The 18,382-nt window shown below is 71.7% G+C and carries 23 protein-coding genes, 1 tRNA gene and 1 pseudogene; 9 read left to right on the plus strand and 16 right to left on the minus strand.

The features are described from left to right. Positions 1-18 precede the first annotated feature (18 nt). Positions 19-603: a DinB family protein gene (locus G3I41_RS34775; RefSeq protein ID WP_164404504.1), complete on the minus strand. Its 585-nt coding sequence runs from the start codon at positions 601-603 to the stop codon at positions 19-21. Positions 604-775: 172 nt separating this feature from the next. Here G3I41_RS34775 and G3I41_RS34780 point away from each other — a divergent pair, with 172 nt between their 5' ends. Next, entirely contained in the window at positions 776-1,558 is a 783-nt protein-coding gene (locus tag G3I41_RS34780) for a polysaccharide deacetylase family protein (RefSeq protein ID WP_164404505.1), read from the plus strand. 76 nt (positions 1,559-1,634) lie between these two features. After that, positions 1,635-2,240, plus strand: a complete 606-nt coding sequence (locus tag G3I41_RS34785) for a dihydrofolate reductase family protein (protein WP_164404506.1) — start codon at positions 1,635-1,637, stop codon at positions 2,238-2,240. On the opposite strand, the gene G3I41_RS34790 is transcribed toward G3I41_RS34785, so the two are convergent. The 3 genes from G3I41_RS34790 to G3I41_RS34800 all read right to left on the minus strand — a co-directional run bounded on the left by G3I41_RS34790 (position 2,237) and on the right by G3I41_RS34800 (position 3,481). Then, a complete protein-coding gene (locus tag G3I41_RS34790) occupies positions 2,237-2,752 on the minus strand; it encodes a hypothetical protein (protein ID WP_164404507.1) in 516 nt (171 codons plus the stop codon). The two genes, G3I41_RS34785 and G3I41_RS34790, sit on opposite strands and share 4 nt — an antisense overlap. An 82-nt stretch (positions 2,753-2,834) precedes the next feature. Next, complete coding sequence (locus G3I41_RS34795; protein ID WP_239081985.1) at positions 2,835-3,275, minus strand: ATP-binding protein; 441 nt, start codon at positions 3,273-3,275, stop codon at positions 2,835-2,837. Next, on the minus strand, positions 3,272-3,481 hold the full coding sequence (locus tag G3I41_RS34800) for a hypothetical protein (RefSeq protein WP_164404508.1): 210 nt from the start codon (positions 3,479-3,481) through the stop codon (positions 3,272-3,274). The genes G3I41_RS34795 and G3I41_RS34800 overlap by 4 nt, the downstream gene beginning before the upstream one ends. A 117-nt stretch (positions 3,482-3,598) precedes the next feature. Between G3I41_RS34800 and G3I41_RS34805 the strand changes: the two genes are divergently transcribed. Next, positions 3,599-4,468: a helix-turn-helix transcriptional regulator gene (locus tag G3I41_RS34805; protein ID WP_343242283.1), complete on the plus strand. Its 870-nt coding sequence runs from the start codon at positions 3,599-3,601 to the stop codon at positions 4,466-4,468. Further along, positions 4,425-4,640, plus strand: a complete 216-nt coding sequence (locus G3I41_RS34810) for a DUF397 domain-containing protein (RefSeq protein ID WP_203602087.1) — start codon at positions 4,425-4,427, stop codon at positions 4,638-4,640. The genes G3I41_RS34805 and G3I41_RS34810 overlap by 44 nt, the downstream gene beginning before the upstream one ends. 4 nt (positions 4,641-4,644) lie before the next feature. Here the strand turns inward: G3I41_RS34810 and G3I41_RS37310 are convergent, their stop codons facing one another. The 5 genes from G3I41_RS37310 to G3I41_RS34835 all read right to left on the minus strand — a co-directional run bounded on the left by G3I41_RS37310 (position 4,645) and on the right by G3I41_RS34835 (position 10,149). Continuing rightward, a complete protein-coding gene (locus G3I41_RS37310) occupies positions 4,645-6,114 on the minus strand; it encodes a DUF4157 domain-containing protein (RefSeq protein ID WP_239081987.1) in 1,470 nt (489 codons plus the stop codon). A 377-nt stretch (positions 6,115-6,491) separates the two neighbouring features. Beyond that, positions 6,492-6,689 carry a hypothetical protein gene (locus G3I41_RS34820; protein ID WP_164404509.1) on the minus strand — a complete coding sequence of 66 codons (198 nt, stop codon included), beginning with the start codon at positions 6,687-6,689 and terminating at the stop codon, positions 6,492-6,494. 87 nt (positions 6,690-6,776) lie between these two features. After that, positions 6,777-7,670, minus strand: coding sequence for an SDR family oxidoreductase (locus G3I41_RS34825; protein WP_164404510.1), 894 nt, complete (start codon positions 7,668-7,670; stop codon positions 6,777-6,779). Continuing rightward, entirely contained in the window at positions 7,667-8,626 is a 960-nt protein-coding gene (locus G3I41_RS34830) for an alpha/beta fold hydrolase (protein WP_164404511.1), read from the minus strand. The genes G3I41_RS34825 and G3I41_RS34830 overlap by 4 nt, the downstream gene beginning before the upstream one ends. Further along, the gene (locus G3I41_RS34835; protein WP_164404512.1) at positions 8,623-10,149 is read right to left on the minus strand and encodes an NAD(P)/FAD-dependent oxidoreductase; all 1,527 of its coding nucleotides are present in this window, start codon (positions 10,147-10,149) and stop codon (positions 8,623-8,625) included. Before G3I41_RS34835 ends, G3I41_RS34830 begins: the two co-directional genes overlap by 4 nt. 204 nt (positions 10,150-10,353) lie before the next feature. Between G3I41_RS34835 and G3I41_RS34840 the strand changes: the two genes are divergently transcribed. Further along, positions 10,354-10,995: a MerR family transcriptional regulator gene (locus tag G3I41_RS34840; RefSeq protein ID WP_164404524.1), complete on the plus strand. Its 642-nt coding sequence runs from the start codon at positions 10,354-10,356 to the stop codon at positions 10,993-10,995. A gap of 141 nt (positions 10,996-11,136) precedes the next feature. On the opposite strand, the gene G3I41_RS34845 is transcribed toward G3I41_RS34840, so the two are convergent. Continuing rightward, positions 11,137-11,952 (minus strand): exodeoxyribonuclease III, encoded by an 816-nt coding sequence (locus G3I41_RS34845; RefSeq protein WP_164404513.1) that lies wholly within the window; start codon positions 11,950-11,952, stop codon positions 11,137-11,139. A 49-nt stretch (positions 11,953-12,001) separates the two neighbouring features. On the opposite strand from G3I41_RS34845, the gene G3I41_RS34850 reads away from it, so the two are divergent. After that, positions 12,002-12,487 carry a GNAT family N-acetyltransferase gene (locus G3I41_RS34850; protein ID WP_164404514.1) on the plus strand — a complete coding sequence of 162 codons (486 nt, stop codon included), beginning with the start codon at positions 12,002-12,004 and terminating at the stop codon, positions 12,485-12,487. Here the strand turns inward: G3I41_RS34850 and G3I41_RS34855 are convergent. The 3 genes from G3I41_RS34855 to G3I41_RS34865 are packed head-to-tail and all read right to left on the minus strand — an operon-like array spanning position 12,474 to position 13,741. Next, on the minus strand, positions 12,474-12,692 hold the full coding sequence (locus tag G3I41_RS34855; protein WP_164404515.1) for an XRE family transcriptional regulator: 219 nt from the start codon (positions 12,690-12,692) through the stop codon (positions 12,474-12,476). The genes G3I41_RS34850 and G3I41_RS34855 overlap by 14 nt on opposite strands. Next, on the minus strand, positions 12,689-13,273 hold the full coding sequence (locus G3I41_RS34860; protein ID WP_164404516.1) for a Uma2 family endonuclease: 585 nt from the start codon (positions 13,271-13,273) through the stop codon (positions 12,689-12,691). Before G3I41_RS34860 ends, G3I41_RS34855 begins: the two co-directional genes overlap by 4 nt. Before the next feature lie 51 nt (positions 13,274-13,324). After that, entirely contained in the window at positions 13,325-13,741 is a 417-nt protein-coding gene (locus G3I41_RS34865) for a hypothetical protein (protein ID WP_164404517.1), read from the minus strand. A 154-nt stretch (positions 13,742-13,895) separates the two neighbouring features. On the opposite strand from G3I41_RS34865, the gene G3I41_RS34870 reads away from it, so the two are divergent. The 3 genes from G3I41_RS34870 (at position 13,896) to G3I41_RS34880 (ending at position 17,144) form a co-directional block, all read left to right on the plus strand. Further along, the gene (locus G3I41_RS34870) at positions 13,896-15,143 is read left to right on the plus strand and encodes a histidine kinase (protein ID WP_164404518.1); all 1,248 of its coding nucleotides are present in this window, start codon (positions 13,896-13,898) and stop codon (positions 15,141-15,143) included. Further along, positions 15,128-15,775, plus strand: coding sequence for a response regulator transcription factor (locus G3I41_RS34875; protein ID WP_164404519.1), 648 nt, complete (start codon positions 15,128-15,130; stop codon positions 15,773-15,775). Before G3I41_RS34870 ends, G3I41_RS34875 begins: the two co-directional genes overlap by 16 nt. 106 nt (positions 15,776-15,881) lie before the next feature. Beyond that, complete coding sequence (locus G3I41_RS34880) at positions 15,882-17,144, plus strand: PP2C family protein-serine/threonine phosphatase (RefSeq protein WP_239081986.1); 1,263 nt, start codon at positions 15,882-15,884, stop codon at positions 17,142-17,144. Here the strand turns inward: G3I41_RS34880 and G3I41_RS37315 are convergent. The 3 genes and pseudogenes from G3I41_RS37315 to G3I41_RS34890 form a co-directional block, all read right to left on the minus strand. Then, positions 17,045-17,351, minus strand: a pseudogene (locus G3I41_RS37315) (hypothetical protein); the annotation flags it as partial. The gene G3I41_RS34880 and the pseudogene G3I41_RS37315 sit on opposite strands and share 100 nt — an antisense overlap. A gap of 115 nt (positions 17,352-17,466) precedes the next feature. Next, positions 17,467-17,540 (minus strand) — tRNA-Ala (locus G3I41_RS34885). A 97-nt stretch (positions 17,541-17,637) separates the two neighbouring features. Continuing rightward, a partial coding sequence (locus G3I41_RS34890; RefSeq protein ID WP_164404520.1) for a hypothetical protein occupies positions 17,638-18,382 on the minus strand: 745 nt, incomplete at its 5' end.

Here is an 18,382-nt window from a genome sequence, read left to right on the forward strand (position 1 = left end):
CCACCGCCGCACCGGGCGCTACGCGCCCCCGGCTGCCGCCTTCGCCGCGCGTTCGACCTTGGCGCGGTGCGCCTCCCAGTACGCCGCGTCCTGCCGCGATGGGGCGAGCTCGGCTCTCGTACCCGTCGCGTGGTCGAGCTGCTCGCGGAGGATGTCGGCGTGGCCCGCGTGGCGGGCGGTCTCGCCGTGCATGTGCACCATGACGTCGAACAGCCGCACCTCGGGCTGCCGCCACCACTCCACCCGGCCGGGCGCGTCGAGCGGCAGCGCGGCGATCGTCGCGTCCGTGTGCGCCCACACGCGCCGGTACAGGCCGACGATCTCGTCCCGGGTCTCCTCCTCGGTGGCCCACATGTCCCGGCTGCCCGGTTCGTTGTCGTCCCACCGGGGAAGCGGCTCGGGGAACGGCCGCCCGAAGACGTCCCCGAAGTACCGGGCCTCCCAGAACGACAGGTGCTTGACGAGCCCCAGCAGATTGGTCCCGGTCCAGGTCAACGGCCGCCGGATGTCGTACTCCCCGAGCCCGTCGAGCTTCCAGACCACGGCTTCGCGCGCGTTGCGCATGTTGCGGTGGAGACGGTCTTTCGCTGCGTCTTCGATCATGCGTACCGACTCTGCCACCACGGGCGCCGGATGGGGAGGCCCTTTCCTTTGTCGCCGGTCTTCCGCAGAAGTGTCCGCGATCGGTAACAGAGGCAGCCGCCGAGCGCATCCGCCTGTCCTCGTAGGAGCAGGGCGGACACGGCAGCAGCGGCGGCAAAGGGGCGGGGCGGACATGGCGAAGCACAGGGAGCGGACGTGGCACAGCAGGCTCATCGCGGCGGCGCTCGGGGTCACGGCGCTGGCCGCGGCCACCTCGGTGTGGACCGCGCAGGCCGGCACCACGGACGGGAAGCGCCCGGCGGCCGTCGCATCGCCCTCCGCCGCGCACCATGAGGGGTCCGTGACCGAGAAGGTCGCGGAGGACATCGCCCACGCGTCGGACAAGGGCCCCAAGGGCGTCAACATCACCATCGACGACGGCCCGGACCCCACCTGGACGCCCCAGGTGCTCCAGCTCCTCAAGGAGAACGGGGTCAAGGCCACGTTCTGCATGGTCGGCACGCAGGCCCAGGCGTACCCCGACCTGGTCAAGGCCGTCGTGGCGGCCGGTCACCGCCTGTGCGATCACACCGTCTCGCACGACGTCACCATGGACAAGAAGTCCGAGGCGTACCAGGCCAAGGAGATCCTCGACGCCGAACGGATGATCACCAAGGCGTCGGGCGGCGTCCACCCGCAGTACTACCGCGCTCCGGGCGGCGCGTTCACTCCGTACAGCCGGAAGCTCGCCGCCTCGCACGGGATGCGGCCGCTGGGCTGGAACGTCGACACCAAGGACTTCGAGCACCCCGGCACGGACGCCATCGTGGCCACCGTCAAGAGCGAGATCGCCAACGGCCCGACCGTCCTGTTCCACGACGCGGGCGGCGACCGCTCCCAGACCCTGGCCGCGCTCGGCCGGATCCTTCCGTGGCTGCGGGAGCAGGAGTACGCGTTCGGCTTCCCGGTGCGGTGACGCCGACGCCGGGCACCCCCGCCGATGAGTTTCCGGCGCCCCCGACGTCTACCCTTGGACGGAAGGAGCGCACCCCATGCGCAAGATCATCGTTTCCACGTTCCTGACGCTCGACGGCGTGATGCAGGCCCCCGGCGGCCCCGACGAGGACCCCGAGAGCGGCTTCGCGCACGGCGGCTGGCAGAAGCCCACGTTCGACGAGGGCGTCGGCGAGGCGATCGCCGGCTGGTACGAGGACACCGACGCGATGCTCCTCGGCCGCAAGACGTACGACATCTTCGCCTCGTACTGGCCGACCGCCGACCCGGACGACCCGTTCACCGAGCGGATGAACTCCATGCACAAGTACGTGGCGTCCCGCACCCTGTCCTCCGTGGACTGGCGGAACTCCACCCTCCTGACCGGCGACACCGCCGAAGCCGTACGCCGCCTCAAGGCGACGGAGGGCCGCAACATCAACGTCGTCGGCAGCGGCGACCTCGCCCAGACCCTGATGCGCGAGGACCTGGTGGACGAGTACCGCCTCACCATCCACCCGGTGATCCTCGGCACCGGCAAACGCCTCTTCGCGGACGGCGCGGTCCCGACGGCGCTGGAGCCGGTCAGCGTCACGGGGACGAAGGGCGGCACGGTCCTGGCCGTCTACCGCCCGAAGGGCAGGCCGACGTACGACAGCTTCTAGTGCCACCGGCCGGAGTGGCCGGGCGGCAGTCCCATGTCGTGCCGGATCGCCGTGTAGTACTTCTCCCGAGCCATTCGCTGCTTCTCGATCTGCGCCTGCCATGTGTCAGCGGTACAGGCAGGCCCACGCAGAAGGTCGGCGACCTCCCTCACGGTGAGCGCCCACCTGTGCGCAGCCTCCACAACGTCCGGAGAGCCGAGCATCAGCAGCCCTTCTCCGGCTACGGACCGGGAGTCCGCGGCGTCGAGCAGCAGGGGAGCTGCCTCCGCGGCGGGCAGAGGGTGGGGATAACTGTCGTGGCCGAGATGCGCCGCAACGCGACGATGGAGAGTGACGGTCTTCTTCAGCGTCAGCGCGTAGTCGGTGTAGGCCGCCAGCTGTTGCTCCTGCCGTCGGGCCGCGTGCTCCCGACGGAACCTCGCCCGATCGCCGCGCATGACCACCACGTACGAGCCGAGGGCTCCGAGCATCACCCCGAGGAGGGCGGGAAGTTGCTCCATGAAGTCTGACATCGCCGCATGGTAAAGCTCCAGAGATCCGAAGCCGGCAGCCGTCTCGACGCCTGGCGGGGGTTCCGCGGCTCGCCCGACGTGGTCAGCCACAGCCTTGGTATGACGGTGCTGCCCCTCCCCTGTCAGGCCGGCCTCCCACCCGCCGCTCCGGCACCCGCAGTTCGCACCACACCGTCTTCCGGTACGGGGCCTGCTCCACGCCCCACCGCAGGGCCAGCGCGTCCAGCAGCTGGAGGCCCCGGCCCGACGTGCCCTCCGGGCCGGTGTCCCGGAGGGCGGGCCACACCGCCGCCGCGGGATCGCTCACGGCCACCCGTACGCGCCCCGAGGGCGTCGCACTCACCCGTAGCGCCACCGGCGTGCGCTCCCCCACGTGAGTGATCACGTTCGCCAGCAACTCGCTGACACACAGCACGAGATCGCTCGCGTCCTCGCCCTCGAACCGCTCCCGCAGTATCTGCCGTACCTCCGGCACGGCCTGCGGGACCGCCAGGAACTCCCATGTCAGCGGCAGCCCGTTCATCCCCCGGCCGCCCTGTGCAGCGCCTCGGCCAGCTGGCGCGCGGTCTCCGTGTTGCAGTTACCCAGCGCGACGAGCGGCGGCCGGCTCGGCCATCCCGCGAGCGTCAGCGGGTCAACTCCGAGTGACGGCAGCGTGATGCCGTTCGCCTTGAGCGCCGCGCGCAATGCGTCGATCTCCGGGCCGATGTCGTACGGAGCGTGGTCCATGAGGGCCGCCCACCTTTCGGTTGCTTGCTGTGACGAACACCTCACACGCTGCCGCATGGACCTCTACGGTGGAAGCCGATTCCGCTCCACAGAGCGAGGTGTGAAAGGCGGTCGGCGGTGGCCAAGGAGATCGACGGTTCGGCGGGGGTGCCGCAGTTCTACGGGAAGGAGCTGCGGTACCAGAGGGAGGCGGCGGGCCTGACCCTGGAGAAGCTGGCGGAGGGCAGCTACTACGGAATCGCCATGCTCAGCGCGATCGAGCACGGCGGCCGTGGCATGCCGCCGGACCTCGCGGCGCACGTGGACCACAAGCTGGGCACGGACTTCTTCGTCCGGCGTTGTAAAGACGTACAGGAGGCCCGCCGCAAGGGCCACGCGGAGTATTTCGCGCGCGTGCTGGAGGCGGAGAGGCAGGCGCTGACGATCGAGCAGTGGTCGCCCACCGTCATTCCTGGGCTGCTTCAGACAGAGGCGTATGCGCGCACCGTGATCGGCGTCGAACGGTTGCGGGAGCTCCCGGAGGAGACCGAAGAGAAGGTCAAGGCGCGGCTGGCACGGGCACAGATCTTTGAGGACAGCCCCCACACCCCCGAGTACTGGTTGATCCTTCCCGAGGCCCTGCTGTGGCACGCCATCCTGCCGCCGCAGCAGATGGCCGAACAGCTCGACCACATTGCCGCTCTCGTCACGCGCGGCCGGATCTTTGTACAGATCATTCCGTGGAACTCCGGTCCACACACGCTCATGCAGAGCAACATCCTGGTGCTGGACTTCACTGACGCCCCACCGCTCGTCTACATGGAGGGCCAGCACCACGGCCAGACCGTCGACGATCCGGGCCTCGTGAAGCAGTACCGGAGATCGTACGATCTCCTGAGGGCCGTCGCCTCGCCGCTGGAGGCGTCCCTGGCCATGATCAAGGCTGCGGCAGAGGAATACCGAAATGGTGCGCATCCAGCACGACTTGTCCGCCGCGACCTGGCGTAAGAGCAGCTACAGCAACAGCAGCGGCGGGGACTGCCTCGAAGTCGCCGACGGCCACCCCGGCCTCGTCCCCGTCCGTGACTCCAAGCGCCCCGACGGTCCCGCGCTCGTCGTCAACGCCGCCGCCTGGGCGCCGTTCATCGACTCGGTCAAGGCCGCTGCGGAGCACCGCTGAGGCCCTACCCGGCCATCTCGACGTCGGACGCCTCGGAGTCGGTCCCGTACTGCTGGTTGCCGTCCGGGCCGGTGCGGTGGACAGTCGCCGGCTTGTACTTCTGGATCAGCTCGTCGAGCTCCTTCTCGTCCTTGACCCCTGCCGCGTTGCCGATCTTCGTGAGTCCGGGGTTCGCGGTTGTCCAGTAGCCGCCGGGTTTCGTCTGAAAGGTCAGCTGGGGGAGCTTCTTGTGTTTCGCGATCGACAAGGAGAGGAAGCACGAGGTGCACGGCCTCTTCTTGCCGACGATCGTCGCCGCACCGGTCGAGCCGGACTGAAGCAGGGCCAGCACCAGCTTCTGCTCCGCGTGGAGTTCTTCGAAGCCGGAATGGATGAAGACGATCTTCCCGTCCATGTGCCCGCCCCCGATCGTCGCCGCGGCCTCCGTCGCCGTCTGTGCAGCCAATACGCCGTCCTGCACGGCCATGGCAGTGGTCATGAAGGTGTTGACCGCGCCTTCCTTGCCGTTCCCCTCACCGAGGTTGGTCATGTAGTCCGCCGACCTCTGGGCTCTTGCGTCGTTTCCCGCCCCGTGCGAGTCCCGCATGACATCGGCGAGCGTTCGCGTCTGGAGGGTCTTCAGGATCTCGGCAGACGTGCCGTTGTCGTTGCAGGCGACAAGAATCCCGCCGCCGACGTGCATGACCTGGGTCTCCTGGTTCCCGTCCTCCGCGATGTAGGCCTTTCCGCTGTTGAAGAACTGCCGCGCCACGTGGCGCAGGGCCTGCTCATCGGCGTCCATACGGCGCTTCGGACTGTTCTCGACGGTGTCGGGCCATTTCCCGCCGGCATAGGGCATCTGCGTCCAGTCCGCCGTCATCTTGTCCATGGCCCGCTTCGTCGCCGCGGCCGGCACTTCCTTCGTCTTGGTGCGTTGCAGGTGGGGCCGGCCGTGGACCGGGGGCGCGTCCTGCCCGGACCCCGCCGGCGTGCCTGCGGGGGCGTGGGCCGGAGGCGTCGTCGCAAGCGCGCGCTTCGCGTTGGCTTCCGCCTCGCGCTCGAAGCGGTCCGCCGGGTCGGAGACCTTGAGCCCGGTGCCGTTGTCGGTGCCGGCGACGGGCCCCTGGCGTTGCTGGATGACGTGGGTCAACTCGTGGGCGAGGGTGTGCCGGTCGGTGCCGCCGGCGCCGATGACGACATGGTTGCCGGACGTGTAGGCGCGGGCACCGACCTCGGCCGCCGAGGCCGCGGCCGCGGAACCGTCGTGGATGCGTACGTCCGAGAAGTCCGCGCCCAGCCGGGCCTCCATGTCGGTGCGGGTCGCGTCGTCCATGGCCCTGCCGGGGGTTCGGAGCACGTCGTGGACGGTGGAGCGCTGCACGGGCGCGGTATCCGTGGTTTCGGCCTGCCGAGCGTCCCGGTGGCCGCAGCCGGAACCGTGCCGGTGTCGCTCGGGCCGCGGCTGGACCGCAGGATGGCCGGCTTCTCGGAGCATCTGGACGATGGCGGCGTTCCCGTGCTTGGCCTGGAGGGCCCACAGCCCCTCGTGCTGGGCGTGCGGCGCGCCCGCATGCTGCGCGGCCGGTGCCCGGCGGGGGCCGGTGGACTTCGTCAGGTTCTCGTGATCACTCAAGGCCCGCTCCGCAGCAACTGAGAATGGCGACTCTTCGTGGATACACGGTCGGCGGAGCGGGATTCCAGGCCCGCGAGGGCAGAGCGGGGTGACCCGAGAGGGGTTTGCAGGGTGACGTCCTCCCCGGCTGAGGGTGGAGCGACGGCGGCCGTCGGGGCCCGCCGGGACGGCTTCTCGGACAGCGGAAGGGGCGCGCCCGGAAGAATCCGGACGCGCCCCTCGGCGTCACCGCACGGCCGTTAGCGGTCGAAGCGCTCGCCGGCCTCGTTCTGGGCGCGCTGGGCGGCGCCCTTCGCGCGGTCGCGGCCCTGCTGGGTCGCGTCCTTGGCGCGGTCGCGGCCCTGGCCCTGGCCCTTGCGCTGGCGGTCCTGCGTCTGGTCCTGCGCCTGGCCCGCGAGGTCCTTGGCCTTGTCCTTGAACTGGTCGGCGATGCCCATGCTGTTCACTCCTATGTGGGTGCGTGGGGTACGGCCCCGGTGGGGCCTCGACCAGATTCACACGGCCGACCACGCTCCGCATGTCGATCATTCACGCTGCGTACGCGAAGCGCGTTCGTCCTGGTCAGCGGCGCCTCCGGCACCGACGAGACCCCGGCTCCTGCCCTCCATGCGCGGGCCGAAGCGGCGCATCTCGCGCTGGCCGACGACGCCGATGAGGGTCGGCAGGTAGCCGCGTACGGACTGCATGCCGCGCAGCCACCACTGGGCGTAGACATGGGCGGAGCGGCGCTCGATCCCGGCGACGATGCGGTCGACGGCGGGGCCGAGCGGGTACGTGCGGTTCGTGGGCCACGGGAGGCGCTTGCGGAGGTCGCGCATGACGTCGTCCTCGTCGGCGCCGCGCACCATGTCGGTGTCGGTCCAGGAGAGGTAGCCGACGCCCACCTTCACGCCCTTGTAGCCGACTTCGCCGCGCAGGCTGTGCGCGAACGCCTCGACCCCGGACTTGGAGGCGCAGTAGGCGCTCATCATCGGGGCCGGGGTCATCGCGGCGAGGGAGGCGATCTGGAGGAAGTAGCCCCGGCTCTCCATGAGGACGGGCAGGAACGCGCGAGCCGTCACCGCGCCGCCGATGAGGTTGACCTCGATGACGCGGCGCCAGGCGACCGGGTCGGAGTCGACGAGGGGGCCGCCGGTGGCGACACCCGCGTTGGCCACGACGATGTCCACCTTGCCGAAGCGGGCCTTGACCTCCCTCGCGACCTGGGACATCGCCTCGTGGTCGGTGACGTCGGCGTGCCAGTGGTCGCTCTCGCCGTGGAGGCGGGCGGAGACCTTCTTCAGCTCGTCGGGTTCGAGGCCGACGAGGGCGAGGATCGCGCCCCGGGCGGAGAGCTTGCGGGCGAGGAGTTCGCCGACGCCGCGTGCCGCGCCGGTGACGACGACGACCTGTCCTTCGAGATTTCCCGTGCCGCTCATGCGACCTCCTCCTTGCCCTCGATGTCTGCGGTTCCCCGCGCGTCCCGGTCCGGGCCGCCCGGAAGGTAGGCGGTCACCAGCTCCCGTATCTTCGCCGTGACCACCTCCGGCGCCTCCACGGGCGTCATGTGCCCCATGCCCGTCAACTCGGTGAGGCCGAGGCAGTCGGGCAGGGCCGCCGCGATGGCTCGGGCGTGGACGGGCGGCGTGAGCCGGTCCTCCGTACCCGCGACGATCGCGGTGGGCACGCGCAACTCCCGTACGCCCTCGTCGAGATCGAGCTCCGCGAGGACGTGGCCCCAGGAGACCCGGGGTATGCGGGGGCAGGCGTGCACGATGCGGGCGCAGGTGTCGACCCGGTCGGGGGCCGAACCGGCGCCCATCGTCCCGTACTTCAGTATCCGTCGTGAAAGCGGTGTGACCGGTCCGAGGGGGGCGCGCGCGCCGAGGATGGCGCGGGTGAGGCGGGTGCGTACGGCTCCGGCGCGCATGGGGACGACCAGCGACTCGGCGAGGAGCCGGGAGCTGCCGGTACTGCACAGCAGGACGGCGGCGGCGTGCTCGCGCAGCTTCGGGCGGCGGGAGGCGGACATGATGGTCATGCCGCCCATGGAGTGCCCGGCGAGGACGGCCTTCTCGCCGGGGGCGAGGGTCGCGGCGAGGACGGCTTCGAGGTCGTCGGCGAGGGCGTCGGTGGTGTAGCCGTCGCGGGCGGCGGCGGGCGAGGTGCCGTGGCCGCGCTGGTCGTAGGCGATGACGCGGTGGTCGACGGCGAGGTCCCGTATCTGGGCGTCCCAGAAGCTGGTGTTGCAGGTCCAGCCGTGGGAGAGGACGACGGCGGGCGCGCCCTCCTGGCCGTGGATCTCGACGTGTATCCGGGAGCCGTCGGCGGAGACGGCGAGGAGTTCGCGGGCCGCGACGGGGCGGCGGCCGGCGACGGGCAGGGGGCGGCTCATCGGACGGCCTCCTCGGAGACGGTGTCGCCGGACGTGCGCTGGGCGGGGACGGGCGGGCGCAGGACCTGGTACTCGGACAGGTCGACGGTCCGGGTGGCCTTGCGGAACTCCGCGGTGGTGCCGGGCCAGACGGTGGTGTTGCGGCCGTTGGCGTCCAGGTACCAGCTGTTGCAGCCGCCGGTGTTCCAGACGGTGCGCTTCATGCGGTCCTGGACGCGGCGGTTCCAGGTGTTGACGGCGGAGGGGCGGGCGTCGAGGGCCGCCTTGCCGCCGAGCAGGTCCAACTGGCGCAGGTAGTCGGCCATGTAGTTCAGCTGGGACTCGATCATGAGGATCATCGAGGAGTTCCCGAGCCCGGTGTTGGGGCCGATGATCGTCATCCAGTTGGGGAAGCCGGCCGCGCTGGCGCCGCGCAGCGCCTGCATGCCGTCCTTCCAGGACTCGGTGAGCGTGATCCCGTCGGCGCCGACGACGCGTTCGGCGATCGGCATGTCGGTGACGTGGAATCCGGTGCCGAAGATGATCGCGTCGACCTCGGCCTCCGTACCGTCGGAGGCGACGACCGTGGAGCCGCGGACCTCGGCGAGGCCGGAGGCGACGACGTCGACATTGGGCTGGGCCAGGGCGGGGTAGTACGTGCTCGACAGCAGGATGCGCTTGCAGCCGATGCGGTAGGAGGGGGTCAGCTTGGCGCGGAGGGCCGGGTCCTTGATGGCGCGGGCCATGTTGGACTTCGCGATGCGCTCGACCAGGCCGAGCTGGTCGGGGTGCTTGGTGAAGGCGCTGACCTGCAACTCCCGGATGCCCCAGAGGAGTCCGCGGCGGGCGGCGCCGGTGGCGGGCAGAGCGCGGTGGAGCCACTGCTCGGCGCCGCTGATCTTCCGGTCCATGCGGGGCATGACCCAGGGCGGGGTGCGCTGGAAGAGCGTCAGCCTGCCCGCCTTCGGCTGGATCGCGGGCACGATCTGGATGGCGGAGGCGCCGGTGCCGATCATCGCGACGCGCTTGCCGGTGAGGTCGGCGTCGTGGTCCCAGCGGGCGGAGTGGAAGACCTTGCCGGGGAAGTCGGCGAGCCCGGGGATGTCGGGCGTCTTCGGGTCGGAGAGCGGTCCGGTCGCGGAGACGACGACGTCCGCGACGACGGTGTTGCCGTTGGCGCTGTCGATGACCCAGTGCAGCTCGTCGTTGTCCCAGCGCATCTGCTTCACCTCGTGGTCGAGGCGCAGATGGGCGCGGAGCCCGAAGGTGTCGGCCACGTGCTCCAGGTAGGCGCGGATGTGCTCCTGCCCGGAGAAGGTGCGCGGCCACTCGGGGTTGGGGGCGAACGAGAAGGAGTAGAGGTGGGACGGTACGTCGCAGGCGCAGCCCGGGTAGCTGTTGTCGCGCCAGGTGCCGCCGACGGAACCGGCCCGTTCCAGGATCACGAAATCGGTGATGCCTTCGCGCCGCAGCCGGACCGCGGCGCCGAGGCCCCCGAATCCGGATCCGATCACCGCCACGCGTACATGCTCGTGCTGGGCCATGCTGCCGCCTCCCGCGGTACGTCACACGACTCTGCCAGCAATCACTGGCATGGTTGGGAGGGTAGAGCAGTGGAGTACCGATGGGTAGGGGGCGAGCAGCGAAAGTTACCGGCGGTACAACTTGCGGCTCGTACACGTTCTTCTCGCCGGGGAGGCGGATAGGGTGCGGGGGTGGCAGAAGGACCCGAGCACCGCGAGTACCGCATGGAGGAGCTGGCCAGGGAGGCCGGCATCCCCGTGCGGACCGTGCGCTTCTACCGTGAGCGCGGCCTGATCTCGCCACCACGCCGCGAAGGCCGCATCGCCTGGTACGACGACCACCACCTGGCCCGCCTGCGCACGATCACCGGCCTCCTGGAGCGCGGCCACACCCTGACCGGCATCGCCGATCTCGCCCGTACGTTCGAGAGCGGCCGCGATGTCGCGGAGGTGCTGGGCCTGGGCGAACCGTCCGAGGAGACCCCGGTCCGCCTGACGCCCGAGCAGCTGGCGGACTACTTCGAGGGCGAGTCCACGCCGGAGAACCTGGCGCTGGCGATGGAGCTGGGCTACCTGGGGACGGACGGCGAGGAGATCGTCCACATCAGCCGCCGCCTGCTGGACGTCTCGGCGGAGCTGGTCCGGGAAGGGGTGCCGCTCGCCACGGTGCTCTCGACGGGCCGCCACGTCCGCGCGCACGCGGAGGCGCTGGCGGACCTGTTCGTGTCGGTGCTCCAGGAGTACGGCGCGGAAACGGACCCGGAACCGCCCCAACTGCGGCCCTTGGCGCGCGCGGTGGTGGACGCGGAACTGTCGATGGCCCTGGACCGGCGGCTGCGCCGGAAGCCGGAGGAGCCGGAGGCGTAGGCGGACCGCCGCAGGCACGGGCGGACCGCCGGCGGCACGGGAGGACCGCAGGCACGGGCGGACCGCCGTTACACGGCGTGACCCGCCCCCCGCCCGGGTAGGTTCAGGCCAGGGGCGCGCCGCCCTCGCCCTACCCCGCCCCTACTGCCCGTACACCACCGTCACCGGCGCGTGGTCGCTCCACCGCTCGCCGTGGGTCGCCGCCCGCTCGACCCACGCCTTCACCGCGCGGCCCGCGAGGCCCGGGGTCGCGACCTGGTAGTCGATGCGCCAGCCGGTGTCGTTGTCGAACGCGCGCCCCCGGTACGACCACCACGAGTACGGGCCCTCGACGTCCGGGTGCAGGGCGCGTACGACGTCGACGTACGCGGCCTCCTCGAAGACCCGGGTCAGCCACGCGCGCTCCTCGGGGAGGAAGCCGGAGCTCTTGCGGTTGGCGCGCCAGTTCTTGAGGTCGGCCTCCTGGTGGGCGATGTTCCAGTCGCCGCAGACGACGACCTCGCGGCCCTCGGCGGCGGCGCGCGCCTTCAGTCCGACGAGGTAGGGCAGGAAGGCGCCCATGAAGCGCTCCTTCTCGTCCTGCCGCTCGGTGCCGACCTCGCCGGAGGGCAGGTAGAGGCTCGCGACCGTGACGCCGGGCAGGTCGATCTCGACGTACCGCCCGCTCGTGTCGAACTCCTCGCACCCGGCGTGCCCGTAGCCGCCGAAACCGATCTGCACCCGCTCGGGGGCGCGCCGCGCGTAGAGGGAGACCCCGGCCCGGCCCTTGGCGGCGGCCGGCGCGTGGACGGTGTGCCAGCCCTCGGGGTCCCGGACGTCCGCGGGCAGCTGCTCGGGCTCGGCGCGCACCTCCTGGAGGCAGATCACGTCGGCGTCGGTCTGCGCCAGCCACTCGACGAAGCCCTTCTTGGCGGCGGCGCGGAGTCCGTTTACATTCACGGAGGTCACGGTGAGCATTCCGGCACGATACCGGCCCCCGACGCCGCATACATGTACGATGCTTCGCATGAATATCCATGTCCGGGCCTTCGACCACCCCGATGCCGTCAAACTCAACGACCGCGTGCAGCTGGAGTACGCCGAGCGCTACGGCGATGGGGGCGATGTCACACCGCTGGACCCCACGATGTTCGACCCGCCTCACGGCCTGTACCTGATCGCGTACGACGCGTCGGAGCAGCCGGTCGCCACGGGCGGCTGGCGCTCCCAGGAACGCAACGACGAGGGCTACTCGGACGGCGACGCCGAGCTGAAGCGGATGTACGTCATACCGGAGGGCCGCGGCCTCGGCCTCGCCCGCCGCATCCTGGCCGCCCTGGAGGCGGACGCCCGCGCCGCGGGCCGCACCCGCATGGTCCTGGAGACCGGCGACCGCCAGCCGGAGGCCATCGCCCTGTACCTCTCCAGCGGCTACACCCCGTGCGAGAAGTTCGGCCACTACCGCACGTACGACAGCAGCCGCTGCTTCGCGAAGCCGCTCAGGGAGCAGTGAGAGCGATCTCGTCCCCCGCGGACGTCGTGGCCACCAGGACGAGGTCGGCGCCCAGCGCACCCAGATATCGGCGGAGCTGCCGCTGACTGACCTCCCGTACCGGCAGACACTCCAGGCGGGAGACATTGGGCTGCGCCGTCCCCATGCGCGCCGCCACCTCGGCCTGCGTCAGGCCCGCACGCTCCCTCAGCTCAGCGAGTCTCACGCGTCGCCGGCCTTTCCGTAGCGGCGGAATGCGCTGGTCTCGATGGACCAGGCCCCGAGCCTGACGGTGTCCCCGAAGATGTACTGTTCCCGGCTCTGGTGAGCGCCCCGGAACGGCTCGTCATGCACGGCGATGGTCCCGTTCCTCGGATCGACGATCATGTACAGGCCGATTCCCATGGCCGGGTAGTCGGCCATCTTTTCGACGTAGTCATTGCTCGGGCTGGACCGGGAGACCACTTCAACGCAGGCCAGGACTTCGTCCGGAGCGACCGAGTCCCGGTCGGAATCCATAGCGCTCTCCTCGCACACCAGCACGTCCGGCCGCCGCATGCGCCCGACCCTCGGGTCCTCGACCTCCGGACCCGTCTCCGCGATCCAGCCCGGGTGCGTCGCACCGACCCGCTGATTGATCTGGTCCGTGATCCGTCCGGCGATCCGCTCGTGACGGTTCACCGGGCTCACCATCGCCATGACCGGCCCGCCGGCACCGATCTCCACGCTCCAGGAGCCCTCCAAGCGCTCGGCGTACTCCGAGAGCTCGTCGGCAACCTCTCGCATCCGCGCATAGTCGAGACCCATGCCTCCAGCATATCGAAAACGATATGCTCCGCCTTCGGAAGACATGAGCCCTCACCCGGCCTTCGGAAACGCCGCCTTCAGGGCCGGCCCCCGGGTGAGGAACGCGACGCGGATCACCGGCAGCACGCACAGCGCCTGCGCCACCGCGTACCAGGGCGGGCAGACGCCCGGGATCAGGTCGACGCCGATGATGGCGATGGGCATGATCACCGCGAGGGTGCTCACGCGCTCGAAGGCGCGGCGGGAACCCCCCGCGGCCGAGGCCGTGATGCGGAGGAGTACGTACGCGATCACCGGCAGCAGGGCCGCGCGGACCCACATGAAGGTGTTCACCGTGTGGCCGGTGGCGGCCACCACGACGACCGCGCCGAGGGCGGTGGCGGTGAGTGCGCCGTAGAGCGTGACGCTCCGGCGCGCCGATGCGAGGGCCCGCAGGGCCTCGGGCTGGAGATCCGTGTTCGTTGTCATGGTGACGACGCTAGGAATCGCCGGTCCGGCGCGGTATGCGTCTGGGCGCACAAGGGGGTGGGTCCAGACCCACTCCTCGCCCGGACGGGGCCTCGGGGCCCGCCGCGCGGTGCAGAGTGGGTGCATCGGGACGGACACGGGGAGGCGGCAGGCGATGAGAGTGCTGGGGGCGTGGGCGGCCGGGACGGGTACCGGGTTCGTACGGGCGTGTGCCGTCGCCGCCACCACGATGCTGATCCCGGCCGTGTGGGCGGGAGCGGTGGCGTGGGGCATCGGGTGGGGCGCGTCGAACCCCTGGTCGTGGGTCGGCCCGTCGGTGCTGGTGTGCGCGGGCACGCTCGCCCTGGCGCGGCCCGTGTGCCGGGCGGTCCGCGCGCTGGCCGCCCGCTGGTCCGGGACCGGGATCCCGTCCGGCTACCGGACCGCCCCGCCGGTGACGCGCTTGGCCACCGGCTTCTGGTGGAACGGCTTCGACTACCACCGCACCCGGCGGGACGCCCTCATGGACCAGCGGTGGCGGCTGCGCTGGAAGGACCCGGCCAACTGGCGTGACCTGCGGTTCACGGTGATCGCCCCGTTCACTGCGGGGATCGTGGCGTGCGTGCCGCTCGCGGGAGTGGTGTGGGGTGCCGTCGGGCTGGGTACGGGCCGGCCGGCCTGGCTCCTCGGCCTCCTCGTGACCGTCGCCTCTTCCCCGTACGCCTGGCGGCCGGTCACCCCGGTCGCGGTCCGTTTCCTGCGGCCGTCCGCCCGGATGGCGCTCGTGGACCGGGTGGGCGAACTCACCGGGCAGCGGGCCGATGCGACGGTGGCTCAGGCCGCCGAGATCCGCCGGATCGAACGGGACCTTCACGACGGGGCGCAGGCCCGGCTCGTCGCGCTCGGGATGTCCCTGGCGACGGTGGAGAAGCTGCTGGAGACGAACCCGGACCGGGCCAGGGCGCTGATGCGCGAGGCGCGGGCGGGCGCCACCGCCTCGCTGGCGGAGCTGCGCGACCTGGTGCACGGGATCAATCCGCCCGTGCTCAACGACCGGGGTCTCGTCGACGCCGTACGCGCCCTCGCCCTCGACAGCCCCCTCGAAACGGAGGTCGTCGCGGACGTGCCGGAGCGGCTGGACGCGCCCGTCGAGTCGGCCGTCTACTTCGGCATCGCCGAGCTGCTGACCAACGCGGTGAAGCACGCCCGCGCGACGCGGATGCGGATCACCCTCGCCCAGGACGGGACGGGTCTCGTCGTCGAGGCGGAGGACGACGGGCGCGGCGGCGCGGTCGTCCGGGACGGCGGCGGACTCGCGGGGCTGCGGCGGCGGCTCGCCGTGTTCGACGGCCGCCTCGACATCACGAGTCCGGCCGGCGGGCCGACCCGCGCGAGGATCATGGTGCCATGCGCATCGTTGTAGCCGAGGACCTGTATCTCCTGCGGGACGGCATGGTCCGTCTCATCGAGGCGTACGGCCACGAGGTGGTGGGTACGGCCGCGACCGGGCCGGAGACGCTGACGGCCCTGCGCGAGTTGCGCCCGGACGTGGCCGTGGTGGACGTCCGCATGCCGCCGACACAGACGGACGAGGGCCTGCGCGCGGCCCTCGCCGCCCGCGCCGAGATGCCGGGGCTGCCGGTGCTGATCCTGTCCCAGTACGTGGAGCAGCTGTACGCCCGCGAGCTGCTGGCCGACGGCTCCGGCGGCGTCGGCTACTTCCTGAAGGAGAGCGTGTTCGACGCGGACCAGTTCATCGACGCGCTGCAACGCGTCGCGGCGGGCGGCACGGCCATGGACCCGGCGGTCATCGCCAAGCTCCTGTCCAGCGGCTCGTCGCACCGCCGCCTCGACAAACTCACCGAGCGCGAGCACGAGGTCCTGGCCCTGATGGCCGAGGGCCTCTCCAACCAGGCCGTCGCGGCCCGCCTGTTCCTCAGCGACAGTGCGATCAGCAAGTACACGACCTCGCTGTTCGCCAAGCTGGGCATCACGGACGACGGCACGAACAACCGCCGGGTGCTGGCGGTGCTGGCGTATCTGAACGGGGCGTGAGGACCGGGCCGGACGCGCGACCGGCCCGCGCGAGTCCGCGAGCGGGATGCCCGGGGCTGCCCAACAATGGCTGTCACGGGAGCACACGGACGGGAGGAGTCACGGGATGCGCGGCGAGGGGAGCGTCCGTGCCGGGCAGGACGGTGCGCCGGCCGCGCAGGGCCGGGCCCCCAAGGCGGCGGTGCTGGGCACCGCCCTCCTCCTGTGCGTCCTCGTCGCGGTCCTGCAGGTGAGCACCCCGCCCTCCTCGCACATCGCCTCGGTGCTGGTGGCGGTGCCCGCGGTGATCTCGTTCGGGTTCGGGCCACCGGTGATCATCGGTTCGGCGGTGGCCGCGGTGGGCATCCGCTGGCTGCTCCTGCCGGCCGAACCGCAGCGGATCGGCTCCGCGATCGGCACCACCGTCGTGATCTGCGTCATCGCCGCACTGAGCTGCTTCGTGGTGCGCCACGTGGAACGGGAGACCGCGCGGCTGCGGAAGGTGGTGTCCGTCGCCGAGACCGCCCAGCGGGCGGTACTGCGCCCACCGCCCGAGACGCTGGGCCACTTCCGTACGGCCGCGAGCTATCTGGCCGCCGCCCAGTACGCGCGTATCGGCGGCGACCTCTACGCGGTGGCGGACACCGAGTTCGGTGCCCGCGCGCTGATCGGGGACGTACGCGGGAAGGGGCTCGACGCCGTGGCCACCGCCGCGGCGGTCCTCGGCTCGTTCCACGAGGCGGCGTACGAGGAAGGCACGCTGGGCCGCCTGGCCGGGCGCCTCGACACCGGCCTGAACCGCTTCCCGCACGACGACGAGGCGTTCGTCACCGCTCTCCTGATCCAGATCGCGCCCGACGGCCACACGGAGGCGTACTCCTGCGGCCACCCGCCCGCACTCGTGCTGCACGACGGCACGGTCCGCGAGCTTCCGGCCGGCACCGGCCTCCCCCTCGGGCTGAGCACCCTCACGAGCGCACCCGCCGACGCGGACGGCCCGCGGTCGGCCAGAACGCTTCTGCGGCCCGGCGACACGCTCCTGCTGTACACCGACGGCATCGCGGAGACCCGGAACGCGGCCGGGACCTTCTACCCGCTCGCCGACCGCCTGTCGGCCTACCAGCGCGCCCATCCCCCGCCGGTCGATCCGCAGCACCTGCTCACCTGGCTGCTCGACGACGCCCAGGAGTACAGCTGCGCCGAGACCTCCGACGACGCGGCGCTGCTGGCCCTCGCCTGGCCGCCCGGTCCGGGTGAGGGACCGGGCGGCCGGCCCGCGAGAGCGTGGCGTCACGACGACGCGCCCCGCCCGCTCCGGCCCTCTTCCTCACCGGAGCGCCCCAGCCGCAGCGCCGAGACGTGGGAGAAGATGCCGCCGGGAACGGCGTAGCCGATCGCGCTGGAGAGCATGGGGTCCTCGGCGCCCGCCGCCCCGGCGAACGACGCCCCGGCCAGGACCGAGATGCCGCCGCTGAGGTTCATCGGCCACTGCCCGCCCATCCGGCGCCGCGGGACGGCCACGACCAGCTGCACCAGCCCCGCGACGACCGCCCAGCAGCACCGCGGGAATCCCCGACGCGGAGGCGGTCCCCACCCCCTGAGGCCCAGGCGTCGGCATCGTTCACCTGACAACCCGTCCCTCCGCGTCCCAGCGGGCCCCGAACGGCGAAATCCCGTCCAGCCAGAGGCTGGACGGGATTTCCCTTGTGCAGTGGACCTGTGGGGATTTGAACCCCAGACCCCCTCGATGCGAACGAGGTGCGCTACCAGACTGCGCCACAGGCCCTTGCGACGTGTGAAACTCTAGCACCCTCCAGGGGGTGCTCGGAAATCCGTTCCGCGCTGGTCAGCCGTGGCGTGGCTCACGGCCGTCGGGCGCGGCGTCACTCGTTGGCCGCGCGGGGGCGGTCGCCTTCCTCGTACTGGTCGAACAGCGGGGTGCGGCCCCGGTCGCGGGAGCGGCGGGACTGCGGGGAGCGCCGGCGCGGCGCCGGGTCCACCGGGCGGTCCGCGGGGTCCGGCTGGGCGGGCTCGGCGGCGCTGGAGCGGGCCGCGCTCCAGGTCTCCGGGTCGCCGACCTCGACCCCGCCCGTGGCGCGCGGGGCGACCGGGGCGGTGACGTAGGTGGGCAGGGGCACCGGGACCGGCTCCCAGCTGTCGCCCTGGACCCGGCCGCGATCGCGCTGCTGGTCCACCCACTCGGCGTGGTCCGTCTGCTCGACCAGGGCGCGGCGGCCGGCCTCCTGCGGGGAGACCGTGGGCGTCGGCTCGGGGACCGGGTGGCGCGGCTCGGAGTCCTCGTCGATTTCGACCGGTGCCGTGGCGGCGGGCTGGTGGCGGCGGGGGCGGTTCTCGCGGAGCCGCTGGGCCGCCACCTCGGCGCGCCGCTGGTCCATGGTGAAGGCGAACCGGCGCCGCTCGTGCGCCCTCAGGTGCGCGATGTACGCGCTGAGGAACACCGCCGGGACCGCGGGCGCCCACAGGAAGCGCAGGCCGCCGACCGCGGCGACGATCGCGCCGAGCGTGAAGGCGAGGAAGAGGATCACGGTGGTGCGCCGACGGCGCGCGAGGACCTGGTGCCGCTGGGCGCGCCGGGCGCGTTCCGCGTCGATGCCGCCGGGGCGCGCG

Origin of the sequence: Streptomyces sp. SID9727, from assembly GCF_010550605.1 — a bacterium.
Classification (GTDB): domain Bacteria; phylum Actinomycetota; class Actinomycetes; order Streptomycetales; family Streptomycetaceae; genus Streptomyces.

Bases quoted from the DNA above. Each gene is read 5' to 3' on its own strand.
- G3I41_RS34850 (WP_164404514.1), top strand. From the start codon at position 12,002: ATGAATATCCATGTCCGGGCCTTCGACCACCCCGATGCCGTCAAACTC.
- G3I41_RS34795 (WP_239081985.1), bottom strand. From the start codon at position 3,275: ATGAACGGGCTGCCGCTGACATGGGAGTTCCTGGCGGTCCCGCAGGCC.
- G3I41_RS34875 (WP_164404519.1), top strand. From the start codon at position 15,128: ATGCGCATCGTTGTAGCCGAGGACCTGTATCTCCTGCGGGACGGCATG.
- G3I41_RS37310 (WP_239081987.1), bottom strand. From the start codon at position 6,114: ATGCTCCGAGAAGCCGGCCATCCTGCGGTCCAGCCGCGGCCCGAGCGA.
- G3I41_RS34870 (WP_164404518.1), top strand. From the start codon at position 13,896: ATGAGAGTGCTGGGGGCGTGGGCGGCCGGGACGGGTACCGGGTTCGTA.
- G3I41_RS34775 (WP_164404504.1), bottom strand. From the start codon at position 603: ATGATCGAAGACGCAGCGAAAGACCGTCTCCACCGCAACATGCGCAAC.
- G3I41_RS34880 (WP_239081986.1), top strand. From the start codon at position 15,882: ATGCGCGGCGAGGGGAGCGTCCGTGCCGGGCAGGACGGTGCGCCGGCC.
- G3I41_RS34865 (WP_164404517.1), bottom strand. From the start codon at position 13,741: ATGACAACGAACACGGATCTCCAGCCCGAGGCCCTGCGGGCCCTCGCA.
- G3I41_RS34780 (WP_164404505.1), top strand. From the start codon at position 776: ATGGCGAAGCACAGGGAGCGGACGTGGCACAGCAGGCTCATCGCGGCG.
- G3I41_RS34830 (WP_164404511.1), bottom strand. From the start codon at position 8,626: ATGAGCCGCCCCCTGCCCGTCGCCGGCCGCCGCCCCGTCGCGGCCCGC.
- G3I41_RS34785 (WP_164404506.1), top strand. From the start codon at position 1,635: ATGCGCAAGATCATCGTTTCCACGTTCCTGACGCTCGACGGCGTGATG.
- G3I41_RS34820 (WP_164404509.1), bottom strand. From the start codon at position 6,689: ATGGGCATCGCCGACCAGTTCAAGGACAAGGCCAAGGACCTCGCGGGC.
- G3I41_RS34825 (WP_164404510.1), bottom strand. From the start codon at position 7,670: ATGAGCGGCACGGGAAATCTCGAAGGACAGGTCGTCGTCGTCACCGGC.
- G3I41_RS34790 (WP_164404507.1), bottom strand. From the start codon at position 2,752: ATGTCAGACTTCATGGAGCAACTTCCCGCCCTCCTCGGGGTGATGCTC.
- G3I41_RS34800 (WP_164404508.1), bottom strand. From the start codon at position 3,481: ATGGACCACGCTCCGTACGACATCGGCCCGGAGATCGACGCATTGCGC.
- G3I41_RS34840 (WP_164404524.1), top strand. From the start codon at position 10,354: ATGGAGGAGCTGGCCAGGGAGGCCGGCATCCCCGTGCGGACCGTGCGC.
- G3I41_RS34860 (WP_164404516.1), bottom strand. From the start codon at position 13,273: ATGGGTCTCGACTATGCGCGGATGCGAGAGGTTGCCGACGAGCTCTCG.
- G3I41_RS34845 (WP_164404513.1), bottom strand. From the start codon at position 11,952: ATGCTCACCGTGACCTCCGTGAATGTAAACGGACTCCGCGCCGCCGCC.
- G3I41_RS34835 (WP_164404512.1), bottom strand. From the start codon at position 10,149: ATGGCCCAGCACGAGCATGTACGCGTGGCGGTGATCGGATCCGGATTC.
- G3I41_RS34810 (WP_203602087.1), top strand. From the start codon at position 4,425: ATGGTGCGCATCCAGCACGACTTGTCCGCCGCGACCTGGCGTAAGAGC.